The organism is Kitasatospora purpeofusca (assembly GCF_036010405.1).
Taxonomy (GTDB): Bacteria; Actinomycetota; Actinomycetes; order Streptomycetales; family Streptomycetaceae; genus Kitasatospora; species Kitasatospora purpeofusca.
Map to the genome: position 1 here is coordinate 5,141,200 of NZ_CP108561.1, position 13,670 is coordinate 5,154,869.

General features: G+C 74.0%; 12 protein-coding genes and 1 pseudogene. 6 read left to right on the top strand and 7 right to left on the bottom strand.

What is annotated here, in order from left to right; genetic code table 11:
* Nucleotides 1–14: 14 nt before the first annotated feature.
* From OG715_RS22800 to OG715_RS22810, 3 genes are all read right to left on the bottom strand, one after another.
* Nucleotides 15–665, bottom strand: a complete 651-nt coding sequence (locus OG715_RS22800; RefSeq protein WP_266270701.1) for a TetR/AcrR family transcriptional regulator — start codon at nt 663–665, stop codon at nt 15–17.
* Nucleotides 666–1,275: 610 nt separating this feature from the next.
* Complete coding sequence (locus OG715_RS22805; RefSeq protein ID WP_266270702.1) at nt 1,276–1,920, bottom strand: response regulator; 645 nt, start codon at nt 1,918–1,920, stop codon at nt 1,276–1,278.
* On the bottom strand, nt 1,917–3,212 hold the full coding sequence (locus OG715_RS22810; RefSeq protein ID WP_266270703.1) for a sensor histidine kinase: 1,296 nt from the start codon (nt 3,210–3,212) through the stop codon (nt 1,917–1,919). The genes OG715_RS22805 and OG715_RS22810 overlap by 4 nt, the downstream gene beginning before the upstream one ends.
* A gap of 289 nt (nt 3,213–3,501) precedes the next feature.
* Between OG715_RS22810 and OG715_RS22815 the strand changes: the two genes are divergently transcribed.
* From OG715_RS22815 to OG715_RS22840, 5 genes and pseudogenes are all read left to right on the top strand, one after another.
* Complete coding sequence (locus OG715_RS22815) at nt 3,502–4,065, top strand: GlcG/HbpS family heme-binding protein (RefSeq protein WP_266270705.1); 564 nt, start codon at nt 3,502–3,504, stop codon at nt 4,063–4,065.
* A gap of 267 nt (nt 4,066–4,332) precedes the next feature.
* A complete protein-coding gene (locus OG715_RS22820; protein WP_266270706.1) occupies nt 4,333–4,746 on the top strand; it encodes a YunG family protein in 414 nt (137 codons plus the stop codon).
* Nucleotides 4,747–4,880: 134 nt separating this feature from the next.
* Nucleotides 4,881–5,771: pseudogene (locus OG715_RS42450) on the top strand (NAD(P)-dependent oxidoreductase); the annotation flags it as partial.
* A 283-nt stretch (nt 5,772–6,054) separates the two neighbouring features.
* Complete coding sequence (locus tag OG715_RS22835; protein ID WP_266270707.1) at nt 6,055–7,314, top strand: LPXTG cell wall anchor domain-containing protein; 1,260 nt, start codon at nt 6,055–6,057, stop codon at nt 7,312–7,314.
* A gap of 141 nt (nt 7,315–7,455) precedes the next feature.
* Nucleotides 7,456–8,784 (top strand): hypothetical protein, encoded by a 1,329-nt coding sequence (locus tag OG715_RS22840; RefSeq protein WP_407661006.1) that lies wholly within the window; start codon nt 7,456–7,458, stop codon nt 8,782–8,784.
* On the opposite strand, the gene OG715_RS22845 is transcribed toward OG715_RS22840, so the two are convergent.
* Entirely contained in the window at nt 8,781–9,584 is an 804-nt protein-coding gene (locus OG715_RS22845; RefSeq protein ID WP_266270708.1) for an aquaporin, read from the bottom strand. The genes OG715_RS22840 and OG715_RS22845 overlap by 4 nt on opposite strands.
* Before the next feature lie 171 nt (nt 9,585–9,755).
* On the opposite strand from OG715_RS22845, the gene OG715_RS22850 reads away from it, so the two are divergent.
* On the top strand, nt 9,756–10,553 hold the full coding sequence (locus tag OG715_RS22850; protein ID WP_266270709.1) for a MerR family transcriptional regulator: 798 nt from the start codon (nt 9,756–9,758) through the stop codon (nt 10,551–10,553).
* An 82-nt stretch (nt 10,554–10,635) separates the two neighbouring features.
* Here OG715_RS22850 and OG715_RS22855 read toward each other — a convergent pair whose 3' ends face one another.
* The 3 genes from OG715_RS22855 to OG715_RS22865 form a co-directional block, all read right to left on the bottom strand.
* Nucleotides 10,636–11,643 (bottom strand): hypothetical protein, encoded by a 1,008-nt coding sequence (locus OG715_RS22855; RefSeq protein ID WP_266270710.1) that lies wholly within the window; start codon nt 11,641–11,643, stop codon nt 10,636–10,638.
* Between the two features lie 40 nt (nt 11,644–11,683).
* A complete protein-coding gene (locus OG715_RS22860; RefSeq protein ID WP_266270711.1) occupies nt 11,684–12,166 on the bottom strand; it encodes a hypothetical protein in 483 nt (160 codons plus the stop codon).
* A 198-nt stretch (nt 12,167–12,364) separates the two neighbouring features.
* Nucleotides 12,365–13,492: a helix-turn-helix domain-containing protein gene (locus OG715_RS22865; RefSeq protein WP_266270712.1), complete on the bottom strand. Its 1,128-nt coding sequence runs from the start codon at nt 13,490–13,492 to the stop codon at nt 12,365–12,367.
* Nucleotides 13,493–13,670: the final 178 nt, after the last annotated feature.

Here is a 13,670-nt window from a genome sequence, read left to right on the forward strand (position 1 = left end):
GGCTGCCAGAACCCTCAGGGGCGGGGGTAGAGGCGGAGGAAGGCCTGGACTCCGGTGGTGACGGTGGTGTGGAGGGCGGCGTCGGAGATGGGGACGGCGCCGTAGAAGGACTGGTCGGCCGCGCCGCTGAAGGTGAGCAGGGTGAAGTGGGTGGCGGCGAGGTCGGGGTCGCCGAGGGTGAGCAGGTCCTGGGAGGCGAGGCGGACGAGGTGGTCGGCCAGGTCGCGCTGGGACGCGAGCGGGCCGGCGGCGAGCCAGGCGGCGAGGACGTCGGGCGGGATGTTGCCGGCCTCGGCGCGGATGGTGCGGCCGAGGGCGTAGTGCTCGCCGGCGGCGAGGACGGCCTTGGCGCGGTCGACGGCGAAGGCGGTGAGATCGGCCTCCAGGTCGACGATCTTGTGCAGATGGCGGTCGGCCAGGCCGGCGATGATCTCGGTGAGTTCGCCGGCGGTCTCCAGGGCGACGGAGAGGAAGAGCTTCTCCTTGTCGCCGAAGTGGTTGTAGATGGTGCGCTTGGACACGCCGGCCTCGGAGGCGATGGCGTCGACGCTGGCCCGGGTGTAGCCCTCGCGGCCGAACACCGTGCTCGCCGCGCGGGCGATGGCCCGGCGCTTCTCGGGCATGCGGCGTGAGCCGGTGGTCGCTGCCGGGTTCGCTGTGCTCATCGGGCGGGTTCCCCTCCTCGGCGTGTTGCACTACCCGGTGCAGTTTACCTGGAGGGCCGTGAAGTGCGGACGGTGGCGAGCGCAGAAAAGGGGCGCCACCACGGAGAGCGGCGAACGGAGTGGCGAACGAGGCGGTGCGCGGAGCGGTGGCCGGAGCGGCACCAAGGGGCCCGGAAGGGGTTCGGAAAGGGCCCGGAAAGCAGGGAGGCGCGGAGCGAGTCCCCCCGGACCCGCTCCGCGCCGCGTCGACGCGCGGCTGTTCGCCGCTCCCCCCGACCACCCCGGACTCCGCCGTCCCCCCTGGCAGCACTCTCCGGCGAGAGCGTTCCGCACAGGCCCGGCAGGCCCCCTTTGTTGCAGGGCGTCGTTGATCGTTACGGTAACAAACCGCATGGTTGGTTTGTCAATACCCTTAATCCATGAAACATCCACAATCGGGGATGGCCGTCCGGTTGGCAAGGGGTGGCAGGAGACGGCAAGGGGCAGCCGGGGACTGGCGGACGCGGCTGGTGGGATCGGTCGTTCGGGTGCCGGGGCATTCGCGGCGGAGGTCGCGACCCAGGGGTGCGGAATACCGATATTCCGAACGGAATGTCGGTATTCGCTGCCGTCAGCGCAGCAGGCGGCGTTCCTTGGCGACCGCCACCGCGCCCGAGCGGGTGTCGACGCCCAGCTTGTCGTAGATCCGGCCCAGGTGGGTCTTCACCGTCGCCTCGCTGATGAACAGCGCGCGGGCGATCTCCCGGTTGCCGAGCCCCTGGGCGAGCTGGGCGAGGATCTCCGTCTCGCGCTCGGTGAGCTGCGGCGCCGGGGCCCGCATCTGCGCCATCACCCGGGAGGCGACCGGCGGCGAGAGCACCGTGCGGCCCTGGGCGGCCGAGTGCACCGCGGCGAACAGCTCCTCCGGCCGCTCGGCCTTCAGCAGATAGCCGGTAGCGCCCGCGCCGATCGCCCGGGTGATGTCGGCATCGGTGTCGTACGTGGTCAGGACCAGGACGTGCGGCGCGTCGGGAGCGGCGGTGATCCGCCGGGTGGCCTCCACCCCGTCGATGCCGTCGCCGAGCTGGAGGTCCATCAGCACCACCTGCGGGGCCAGCCGGGCCGCGAGCTCGACCGCCTCCTCGCCGTTGCTCGCCTCGCCGACCACCTCGATGTCGCCGGCGCTGGCCAGCAGGGCGAGCAGACCGGCCCGGACCACCGCGTGGTCGTCGCAGACCAGCAGCCGGACCGGGGACGGGGCGGGGGTGGGGTTCATCGGACGGCTCCTGGGCCCTGGCGACGGTCGGGGACGTCAGGGGCATCGGGTGTGTCGGGGGCACCGGGGGCACCGGCGGTGCCGGGAGGGAGAGGGACGGCGGGAGTGAGCGGCACCGCGGCCGAGACGACGGTGCCCTCGCCGGGGGCGCTCTCCACGGTCAGGGTCCCACCGAGCTGGCGCAGCCGGGCCCGCATGGCGGGCAGGCCGTGGCCCCGGCTCCCGGTGGGGGCGGTGTCGTCGGGGGAGAAGCCGCGGCCGTCGTCGGCGATGTCCAGGACGGCCTGGTCGCCGAGGAAGGAGAGGGTGAGGGCGGCGGTCGAGGCCCCGGCGTGCTCGCGGACGTTGGCGAGCGCGCCCTGGGCGATCCGCAGCAGCGCGGACTGTGCGGCTGCCGGGAGCGGCACCGGCGCGCCGTCCAGGTGGAAGCGGACCGGCAGCCCGCTCTCGGCGGACTCCCGTTCGGCGAGCGAGAGCAGCGCCCGGTCGAGGGTGCGGCCGTCGGCGAGTTCGGCGGGCGCGAGGTCGTGGACGAAGCGGCGGGCCTCGGCGAGGTTCCGGGCGGCCACCTCGGCGGCGGTCCGGACGTGGCTGCGGGCGGTCGCCGGGTCGCCGTCCCAGGTGCGGTCGGCGGCCTGGAGCAGCATCTGCTGGCTGGAGAGGCCCTGGGCGAGGGTGTCGTGGATCTCCATGGCGAGCCGTTCCCGCTCGGCCAGCGTGCCCTCCCGCCGTTCGGTGGCGGCGAGTTCGCGCCGGGTGCGGACCAGGTCGGCGATCAGCACCCGCTGCCGTTCGGCCTGCCGCTCCATGTACAGGAAGACGCCGGTGGCCAGTGCGGCGACGGCGGGCGGCAGCAGGAGGAGGTTGGCGTCGGTCGCGCCGGGCAGCCGCACCTCGCCGACCACCACCAGCAGGGTGAGCGCCGCCACGAGGGGGATGGCCGCAGGCGTGGGCAGCGTGCGCAGGGCCGTGTAGACCAGCGGCACGGCGCACCAGGAGAAGCTCGGCGCGAGCAGCACCAGGACCACCCAGAGCACGGTCACCACGGCCAGCGGCCAGGCGGGTCGGCGCTGCCCGGGGGCGGGCGGGCGGCGGTGGGCGAGCCAGGAGCCGAGCGGCTGGACGACGGCGAGCGCGATGCTCAGGCCGAGCACCCAGGGGATGCGCGGACTGCCCGGGTGGTGGGTGAGGAAGCGGCTCAGCGAGGTGGCGAGCAGCAGCAGGAACGCGGAGTCGAGCAGGACGGCCAGTCGGCCGGCGTCCGGGTCGAGCGGGGGGCCGGGGTGGTGCACAAGGCCGCTCCTCGCTCGCTCGCTCGTTCGTTTCCGGTGGCCGGTGGCCGGTGGCCGGTGGCCGGTGATCGCTGGTCCTCATGGCCCGTCGCGGTGCCGGCCGCGGCCCCGGCCGGGGCGATCCCTCGATGGTGACCCGTCCGGCCCGGGGCCGCATCAGCCGATCGGCTGACGGGTCCGTCGTCCATCATGCCCGCGGGAGCTGTCCGGACCGCCGATGCGGCGACGGGGCCCGTCGCCGGAGGATCGATCCCGTTCCCAGCGACACCATCCGACGAGGAGCCGGACCATGAAGAAGATCTCCGTTCGCACCAAGGTGCTGACCGGTACCGTCGCCGCCGCCGCGCTGGCCGCCGCCACCCTCGGCGCCGTCTCGGCCAGTGCCGAGGCCACCGACACCCCGTCCGTCGCCGCCGCCGCGGTCAAGGCCGACACCCAGAACAAGAACCTCGCCCAGACCACCGGTCTGACCATCGCCGCCGCCACCAAGGCCGCCCAGGCCACCCTGGACGCGGCGGCCAAGGCCGGTCAGAAGGTCTCCGTGGCGGTCGTCGACCGTGACGGTGTCACCCGGGTGCTGCTCAAGGGCGACGGCGCCGGCCCGCAGTCGCCGGAGTCGGCCGTGCGGAAGGCCTTCACCGCCGTCTCCTGGAACGCGCCCACCTCCGAGCTGGCCAAGCGGCTCGCGCAGGCGTCGAACCTGAAGGACATCCCGGGCACCCTGTTCCTGGCCGGCGGTGCGCCGGTGCAGTCGAAGGGTGCGCCGGTCGCGGGCATCGGTGTCGCGGGCGCCCCCAGCGGAGACCTGGACGAGCAGTTCGCGCAGGCGGGCGTCGAGGCGCTCGGCAAGTGACACCCGGCGGGTGAAGCACGCGGGACCGGAACACGCGCCGGAGCGGACCCCCGACCGCTCCGGCGCGCACCGGCCCGCGCCCGCACCTGGACCCGCGTCGCGCCCGTCCGGGCGGCGGTCGGGGCCCCGGCAGCCCCGGAACGGCCTCCCGGCCTCTGCCCCGCGGGCTCCCCGTACGGGTGAAGGTCACCCGGGTCGTCGCAGAACACGGGCACTTTGGCCGAAAAGCCGCTGCCGCTGTCGGTGCCGCGTGGCAGGCTTCCCGCTATGACGGCGTGGACCCTCAACGACATCGAACGTGCGATCCGCTCCTCCTGGGGTGTCGACACCTGCGCGCCCGAGGACCAGGCCCACTGGCGTCCCGACAATCCCGCCCACGGCCAGTGCCGGGCGACCGCCCTGGTGGTGCACGACCTGCTGGGCGGCGAGCTGATGATGGGCGAGGTGTACGTCGGCGGGGTCCGGACGGACCTGCACTGGTGGAACCGGTCCGCCGCCGGCACCGAGGTCGACATGACCCGTTCCCGCTTCGGCCCGGACGAGGAGGTCGGCCCCGGCCGCCCGGTCGCCCGCCCGCAGCGTCCGGGCCGGCTCCAGGTCCAGTACCAGCTGCTGCGCCACCGGGTGGCCGCGCGGCTGGAGGCGGGAGCGGCGGACGGGCACCGCGCGGCGGCCGCCTGACCGCCCCCGGTCCGACGGCCCGTCCGCCCGCCCCTCCGTGAGCCGGATCGGGTCGGTCGGCGGCCCGACGGGCTGACGTACAGTCGGTTGCTCGTGGTCGGACGACCGGTCCGTCCGCCGGGCGACAGCGGGAGTGTGCGATGAGCGGGACGACGGTCGGTTTCGTCGGACTGGGCGCGATGGGCCGGGGTATGGCCGGCAGCCTGCTGCGGGCCGGGTACGCCGTCCGGGTGTGGAACCGCTCGCCCGAGCCGGTGGCCGCGATGGTCGCCCTGGGCGCCGAGGCGGCCGAGGGCCTGGCCGAGGTCTTCGCGGCCGACGCGGTCGTCTCGATGCTCGCCAACGACGAGGCCGTCGAACGGCTGCTGCTCGACCCGGTCCTGCTGGCGGGTGCCGCGGCCACCCTGCACATCAACACGGCCACCGTCTCGGTCGGCCTGGCCGAGCGGGCCGAGGCCCTGCACGCCGAGCACGGCATCGGGTACGTCGCCGCGCCGGTGCTCGGCCGTCCGCCGGTGGCCGCCGCCGGAGAGCTCGACATCCTGGCCGCCGGGGCCCCCAGGGCGCTGGCGGCGGCCGAACCGCTGCTCGCCGCGATGGGCCGGCGCGTCTGGAACTTCGGCGAGCGCCCGGCGCAGGCCAACACCGCCAAGATCAGCACCAACTTCCTGCTGGCCTGCGCGATCGAGTCGATGGCGGAGGCGTGCAGCCTGGCCGAGGCCAACGGGGTCCGGCCGACCGACCTGATCGAGATGCTCAGCGGCACGCTGTTCCCCGGCCCGATCTACTCCGGGTACGGCGCGATGGTCGCCGAACGCCGTTACGAGCCGGCCGGGTTCAAGCTGCCGCTGGGACTCAAGGACGTCGATCTCGCGCTCACCGCCGGGGCCTCGGCGCGGGTGCCACTGCCGTTCGGCAGTGTGCTGCGGGACGCCTTCCTGGACGCGCTCGCGCACGGGGACGGCGAGAAGGACTGGGCGGCGGTCGCGGCGGTCGCGCGCCGACGGGCCGGGCTCCCGGCGTAGCGCCCGGCGTAGCACCCCGCGCGGCGCACCTTCCCCACCGTGTACCAAGCACCCCCAACGCCCCTACGGCCGAGGGCAAAAGGCCCTTTCCGTCCCAGAGTCGGTCCAATCGGACAGAAAACGACCTGGTGCCGTTCCAAACCGGCACCCACCTTCCGGGACGGCGGGGGCCTTCGGTAGTCTCCGTCGGACTTTCAGCCTTCGCGGGGGGATCGCGGCTCGGACAACCACCGGGTCCACCCGCGCTCCCGGGCCGCGCCCGGACACTCCCGTGAGGTTCTCCTTGTCCATCTCCATACCTCGCAGTCTGGCCCTGGCCGGCGCCGCCGCGCTCGCCGCCTCGATGGCCCTCACCGGCGCCCAGGGTGCCTTCGCCGCCGCCACCGGCTCGCCCTCGGCCGCCGCCGCGCCGCAGGCCGACAAGGCCGCCCACCGCCAGCTCGACCTGTCGCTGGACGGGGTGCCGGGCACCTTCGTCGCCGGTGGCGACTCGAAGCAGTTCAGCTTCACGATCGACAACAACACGAAGACGGACTTCGTCTTCTACCCGCTGCTCAAGTTCAAGAACGCCCAGGACACCCTGGAGGCGAAGGACCTGAAGGTCGAGTACCAGCTGCCCGAGGCGCTGGACAAGACCAAGGCCTGGCACCCGGCCGGGGCCGCGCCGGGTGCCGAGTCCGACGACGACGGCGTGCTGTTCCTGCTCGCCAAGCTCCAGGGCGACGGCAACCCGGACTTCGAGGACTCGCTGCTGGCCGTCACCAAGGGCAGCAGCCTGACGGTCGCCGTCCGCGTCACCGTGGCCAAGGACGCGCCGCGCGGCAACGCCGGCGTGGTCCCGGTGGTCTTCTCCGCCGAGGCCGAGGGCAAGAACCCGACCGGCGAGGCCGAGTTCAGCTGCGACGGCATCCGCGGCAAGCGCTTCAAGATCGTGGCCGAGGGCCCGGTCAAGCCGAGCCCGACCGCCACGCCATCGACGACCAAGCCGACCACCCCCAGCACGAGCCCGACGGTGAAGCCGACCGGTAGCCCGAGCACCAGCACCTCGCCGTCGCCGAGCGCCTCGACGACCCCGAGCACGCCGGTGACCCCGTCGACCACGGCCACGCCTTCCACGACGGCCACGCCGTCGACGACCGCCACCCCGTCCACCACGGCGACGCCGTCGACGACGCCCTCGACGACGGCCACCCCGTCGACGACCCCGTCGACCACGGCCTCGCCCTCGGAGAGCGCCACCGCGACGCCGAGCGGGAGCACCTCCCCGAGCGCGCCCGCGACCGCCGCCCCGTCGAGCCCCGCGCCGACCCAGGACGACACCGCCGGGGCGATCGACTTCCCGGTGAGCGTTCCGAAGATCAAGCCGCTGCCGATCACCCCGGCGGGCGTGGCCAAGGCCAAGTCCAATGCGGACAAGGCGCTCGCCACCACGGGTGGCGGTGACGACACCACCGCCATCGCGATCGCGGGCGGCGCCGTCCTCGCCGCCGGTGTCGGCACCCTGGTCGTGCTCCGCCGCCGCCGCACCGCGCAGCAGGGCTGAGCCCGGACCGTCCCGGCACCGCGCCGGGGCACCTCGCCCGAAGCGGACCGCCCGTGACCCCGTACCCGGGGGCACGGGCGGTTCCGTTCGGTCGCCTAGGATGACCGGCCGAGGGGGCGGCACGGCGGACGAGGTACTGGGGTGCGTGGAACGGGCGCGGGGCGCCGGGAGCGGTCGGGGCGGCCGGGACGGACCCGGACCGACTACGAGGCGGCCACCGGCCGGATCGCGGGCCTGCCGGTGCGCAGACACCACGTCCTGCTGCTGGCCTGGACGGTGCTCTGGTTCCTGCTGGTCGAGCCGAGCGGCGGCTTCTCCTGGCACTACCTGCGCCAGGGCGAGGAACTGCTCTTCAGCGACAGGTCGGACGGCGGGCTCTCCCTCTACGCCCACCACCCCGAACTGCAGATCGGCCCGGTCAGCCTGGCCGTGGCCCGGCTCTTCGCACCGTTCCGGGGGCACTCCGGCGAGGTGCTGGCCGAGGCGGTGATGTCCGGCCTCGGGCTGGCGATGCTGGTCCTGGTGGGCCGCACGGCCGCCCAGTACCACCTGGGCACCGGCACCAATCACCGACGGCTCCAGCAGCGGCTGCTGGTCGCGGGCCTCGCGTTCATCCCGATGTGGGTCGAGGTGTCGGTCCGCTTCGCGCACCTGGACGACGTGCTGGCGCTGTTCTTCACCACCCTCGCCGCGCACGAGCTCAGCCGGGGCCGGGCCACCTCGCTCGCCGTGTGCCTGGCGCTGGCGGTGGACTCCAAACCGTGGGCGCTGGCGTTCGCGCCGCTGATCCTCGCCCTGCCCAGGGCCAGATGGGTGCGGACGGGGCTCTGGTTCGCCGGGCTGGTGGCGGTCGCCTGGCTGCCGTTCTACCTGGGTGACCTGGACACCGTGGCGGCCGCGAAGTTCACCATCCCCAACCAGACCGCCTCGGCGCTGCGCTGGTTCGGGGTGTCCGATCCGACGACGCCCTGGTGGGACCGTCCGGCGCAGTTCGCGCTGGGACTGGGCCTGGGCGGTCTGGCGGTGTGGCGCGGCCGCTGGCCGGCCGTCGTCCTGCTCGGGGCGGACGCCCGGATCCTGCTCGACCCGAGCGTCTACACGTACTACACCGCGTCGATCATGCTCGGCACGCTGCTCTGGGACACCGTGGGGCAGCGGCGGCTGGTGCCCTGGTGGAGCTGGATCGCGCTGGTCGCGCTGTACGGGGGCACGCTGTTCCTGCCGTCCGACCCGGCGCGCGGACTGGTCCGGCTCGCCTTCGTGGTGGTCTCGGCGGGGTGCGTGCTGCTCCTGCCCGCCCAGCGGCGGCGCGGCTCCGGCCGCCGTCCCCCCGGCCGGGGCGGTCCGGACGGCGGTCCCGGTGGCGGTGGCGGCCTCCCGCAGCAGCGGACGGGCCGGCGACGGAGCGGCCGTCGGCGGACCGCGCCGCCCCCGGGGCCCAGGCCGACGGCGGGCGTCCAGGTGCCTTAGGGCGCGTGCTTCCGGCCGTCGAACAGCAGCGCCGCCAGGCCGATCCCGGCCGCCGCTCCCGCGCACTGGGCGAGGACGAAACCGGGGACCGATCCGGGCGCGATCCCGGTCCAGCCGTCGGTGAGCGCCCGGCCCAGCGTCACGGCCGGATTGGCGAAGCCGCCCGAGGAGGTCGTCCAGCAGGCCGCGACCACCCAGAGGCCGACCAGTGCCGGGACCAGCCGGCCGCGCCCGGCGGCCGTCGCCCCGGTCACCACCAGCAGCAGGGTCCCGGTGGCCACCGCCTCGCCGAGCCACAGCGCGGCGCTCCCGCGCGACACCGCCGACAGCCGGAGCACGGGGTGCCCGAACATCGCGTCGGCCAGTCCGGTGCCCGCCACCGCGCCGACCGTCTGGGCGGCGGCGTACCCGACCGCCTCGCGCAGCGGCAGCCCGGCGGGGGTGCCCCGGCCGGTCCACCAGGCACCCGCGGTGATCAGCGGGTTGAGGTGTCCGCCGGAGACCGGGCCGAACAGGGTGATCAGCACCGTCAGGGCCGCCGCCGAGGCGCCGACGTTCGCCAGGAAGCGCAGCCCCGCGTCCGAGGTCAGGGCGTCCGCCTGGTGGCCGGAGCCCACCACGACGACGGCCAGCAGCGCGGTGCCGACCAGTTCCGCCGCCAGCCGGCGGCCCGGCGGAGGTGCGGCGGCCGGCAAGGAACCGGTCGCCGGGACGGCGGTCGGCAGGGGGTCGGTCGGCAGGGGGTCGGTCGGCGGCGTCGGCTTCGGCAGTGGCGTTCCGGACGGTACGGGCGTGGTCACGCGCACATGCTGGTGGCCGTCCGCCCGTCCCGGCAATTGGCCGGACCCCACAAACCGGCGCCCGTCCGGCCTGGCCGGATCGGAGACTCCTCCACCGGCACCCGACACTGGGCTTGACCCTCACGCAACGGGAGGAGGCAGGGTCGTGGTCAGCAGGAAGGGAGTACCCCGATGAACAGTGGAGACGAGGACGGCCGCACCGGCCGCACGGTCGGCGCGGTGGCGCGGATCGCCAAGGTGACCGTCCGGACCCTGCACCACTACGACGAGATCGGCCTGCTGTCCCCCCGGGGCCGTACGCCGGCCGGCTACCGCCGGTACGACGAGGCCGACCTCGGCCGGCTGCAGCGGATCCTGTTCTACCGCGAACTCGGGTTCCCCCTGGAGGAGATCGCGGCCGTTCTGGACGACGACTCGGTGAGCCCGAGCGAGCATCTGCGGCGTCAGCACCGACTGCTGACCGACCGCATCGCCCACCTCCAGAAACTGGCCGCAGCCGTCGAACACGCCATGGAGGCAGAGAAGATGGGGATTCAGCTGACCCCGGAGGAGAAGTTCGAGCTCTTCGGCGACTCCTACCGGGAGGAGTGGGAGACCGAGGCGGAACAGCGCTGGGGTTCCACCGGCGCCTGGGCGGAGTCGCAGCGCCGCACCGGCGGCTACGGCAAGGCCGACTGGGAGCGGATCAAGGCGGAGGGCGACGCGCTCAACGCCCGTCTGGCCGAGGCCTTCACGGCCGGCGAACCGGCCGACGGCGGCCCGGCGACCGACCTCGCCGAGGAGCACCGGCAGCAGATCACCGGCAACTTCTACGAGTGCGGCCACGAGATGCACTGCCGCCTCGCCGAGATGTACGTCGCCGATCCGCGCTTCACCGCCGTCTACGAGCAACTCGCCCCGGGCCTCGCCCGGTGGCTGCACGACGCCATCCTCGCCAACGCCGCCCGCCGCACCGGCGGACAGGCCTGACCGCACGACACGGCCCCGGCCGGACTCCCACGGGGTGGGGGCCGACCGGGGCCGGTGGGTCGAGCGGGCCTCCCGGCCGGGCTCAGTCCTCGTCGGGTACCAGCCGCCGGGCGATCCCGCCGTCGGGCTCGATCGGCGGATCGTCCTCGAACCAGGGTGTGATGATGTCCGCCGGGATCGGTCGGAACGCCGTTCCCGGTTCCTTCAGCACCCGCAGCGGCGGTCCGCCGTACCAGTGGTACGGCTGCGGGTGCAGCGCCGGGGCCACGAGGTCCCGGACGGCCGCGAGCGCCTCGTCCGAGAGGGCAGTCACCGGCTCCCGCACGGTGACCAGCAGCCCCGCCGGTGCGCCGGCCCGGAGGACCGGCTCGGCCGCGAGACCCGCTTCGGCGGCGCGCCTCGCCACCGTGTCGATCCCGCCGAGCCGGTCGAGCTGTCCGGCCGACAGGTGGTTGCACCAGTAGTAGCCGCGCGGATGCCGGTCGGCCGTCTGCAGCCCTTGCAGGATGCCGTGGTAGCGCTCGTACGGGGGCTCGATCATCGCGTAGACGTCGTGGTAGACGCCGCCCCAGAGCAGGTCGGCGCGCTCACCGACGACCCGCAGGCTGTCGGTCCAGAGCACGGCCAGGTGGTCTCGGAAGGCGTCCGATCCGGTCTCCGTGCCGGTGTAGATCTGCCACTGCCAGATGTCCGACCCGAATCGGCCGCCCCGGAGGTCCAGTCCGACGTGGCCGGGCTTCGCCTCCTCCGCGACCCCGGTCCCGGTCACCGCCCAGAGCCAGTTGCTCTGGAACACCTCACCGGTGGCCAGCACATCCAGCAGCCCGTCCAGTAAGTGGCGTTCACCGAAGGGCTCGCGGCTGAAGTCGTGCCGGGTGACGGCGGCCCCGCGGAACACGGCGGAAGCTCCGGCCTCCTGGAACCCGTCCTCCAACAACTCCAGGAGGAGCGAACCGAGTCGGGCCTGTTCGTCGGCGCCGCCCCGGGTGGCGAGCGTCAGCACGAGGCTCCGGTGCGGCTCGCCGGTGCGTCCCTCAAGCTGCTCCCGACGGATCCACCATGTGACCCCGTCGCCCTCCCTGCGCAGCATCGTCCGTATCTCCTCTCGTGGGGATCCGAGTGTCGTGGTGTCAGGCTGCCAGTTCGAAGCCGCCCCGGCCCCACGTAGCGGGAAGCCGGGGTACCAGCGGAGTCAGTCCGCCGACGGAGGAGGATCGTCCGGGTACTTCCAGGATCGACAGCGCACGGCCGCCGCGCAGGGCGGGGATGAGCGCCCCGCCGGTTCCCGCCAGGAAGGCGCCGCCGAGTTCGGTGATGATCAGGTCCTTGGCGAAACCGTTCCACTGATCGGCGAACTGGTCCAGTTGTTCCCCCTGCTGTATCGCTGTGGTCAGCACCAGGCAGCTCACGAGGTTCCGGGACCGGTGATTGCCCTTCATGTCCCCGAGGTGGGCCAACATGTCCTCCACCGAGAGGTCGTAGCTGTGCGCGGCGAGGTTGATCACGGGGAGCTCTTTGATCGTCTCTGCCGAGCGGGCCTTGTCGCGCTTCGGACGGAACGCCGAGTAGAAGATCAGGCCCTGCATGTCGGTCTTCTGGTCGATGGTTCGCATATAGCTCTTCGGGGCGGATGGGAAAACGCCTGGGGGCGATGCGGAATCGTTACGCCGCTCGATAGAACCGCGAGCAACTATCAAGCCGTGGCGAGCTTTTCAGGCCGTGCCCGAGTCGACGGGCGGGTAGGCGCGGGGCGTGGGGCGTGCGGTCGGCCGACGGCCCGGAGGGTTCCGTTGGTCCCCGGGGCGGCGGGGTCAGGCGGCGCCGCGGCCGAAGGAGCGGCGGTAGGCCGTGGGGGAGGTGCGCATGACGCGCCCGAAGTGGTGCCGGAACGTCGCGGCGCTCTCGAACCCCACCGCGCCGGCGATCTCCTCGACGGTGCCGTCGGGCGCCTCCAGCAGCGGCAGGCTGGCCGCGACGCGCTGGCTGATCACCCAGCGCATCGGGCTGGTGCCGTTGCGGGCGGTGAAGTGACGCAGGTAGGAGCGGTCGGACATCCGGGCGGCCCGGGCCAGCCCGGTGACCGTGAGCGGGTCGGCCAGGTGGTCCAGTGCCCACTGCATCGAGCGGGCGACGCCGTCGTCCTCCTCCTCGACCGGCCGGACGGCGGCCTCGATGAACTGGGCCTGGCCGCCGTCCCGGTGCGGCGGTACGACGAACCGGCGGGCCACGCTGTTGGCGACCCTGGCGCCGTGGTCGCGCCGGACCAGGTGCAGGCAGAGGTCGATCCCGGCCGCGCTGCCGGCGCTGGTCAGCACCGATCCGTTGTCCACGTAGAGCACGTCCGGGTTGACCCGGACGGCCGGGTGGCGCTGCCGCAGCAGTTCGGCGTACCGCCAGTGGGTGGTGGCCTCGTGGCCGTCGAGCAGGCCGGCGGCGGCCAGCGCGAAGGCCCCGGAGCAGATCGAGACGATCCGGGCGCCGCGCTCGTGCGCGGTGCGCAGCGCCTCGACCAGGGCGGGGGAGACCGTCCCGCCGAAGGCGTTCGGCACGCCGGGGACGACCACGGTGTCGGCGGCGGCGAGGTCGTCGAGGCCGTGTTCGGCGGTGAGGGTGAACCCGCCGACCGAGCGGAGCGGCGTGCCGGGGCGGTCGGCGCACACCCGCAGCCCGTACCAGGGGGCGGCCAGCAGTCCGCTCAGCTCGGGCCGGGCCAGGCCGAACACCTCGACCACGACGCCGAGTTCGAACGGGGTCATGCCGTCGAAGGCGTAGACGGCGACCTCGTGCACCGGCTCCGGCCGCCGTCCGATGCTGACGGCCACCGGGCCGGCGCCGGTACCTGCCAGCGCATCGGCGCCGGTACCGGCGGCCGGGTCGGTGACGGCGGTGACGGTGGCGCCGACGGCGGTCGTCGGACCGGTCGGGTACTGCTCGGCCATGGGACCCCCTGCGGACGGGCGGTGGCGGAATTCCGGTGAGTGTAGCCGTTCCGGCCAGTTCGAAATTTCCTTCGAAGCACCCACAACTCCTGGCGAGGATGGGCGTCTGAAAGGGTGAGGGCCGATCCGGCGCGGGCACGACCGCACCGGTGCCGGGTCTCGCTCACTGGCCGAGTCC

Bases quoted from the DNA above. Each gene is read 5' to 3' on its own strand.
- OG715_RS22800 (WP_266270701.1), bottom strand. From the start codon at position 665: ATGAGCACAGCGAACCCGGCAGCGACCACCGGCTCACGCCGCATGCCC.
- OG715_RS22805 (WP_266270702.1), bottom strand. From the start codon at position 1,920: ATGAACCCCACCCCCGCCCCGTCCCCGGTCCGGCTGCTGGTCTGCGAC.
- OG715_RS22815 (WP_266270705.1), top strand. From the start codon at position 3,502: ATGAAGAAGATCTCCGTTCGCACCAAGGTGCTGACCGGTACCGTCGCC.
- OG715_RS22820 (WP_266270706.1), top strand. From the start codon at position 4,333: ATGACGGCGTGGACCCTCAACGACATCGAACGTGCGATCCGCTCCTCC.
- OG715_RS22850 (WP_266270709.1), top strand. From the start codon at position 9,756: ATGAACAGTGGAGACGAGGACGGCCGCACCGGCCGCACGGTCGGCGCG.
- OG715_RS22855 (WP_266270710.1), bottom strand. From the start codon at position 11,643: ATGCTGCGCAGGGAGGGCGACGGGGTCACATGGTGGATCCGTCGGGAG.
- OG715_RS22860 (WP_266270711.1), bottom strand. From the start codon at position 12,166: ATGCGAACCATCGACCAGAAGACCGACATGCAGGGCCTGATCTTCTAC.
- OG715_RS22865 (WP_266270712.1), bottom strand. From the start codon at position 13,492: ATGGCCGAGCAGTACCCGACCGGTCCGACGACCGCCGTCGGCGCCACC.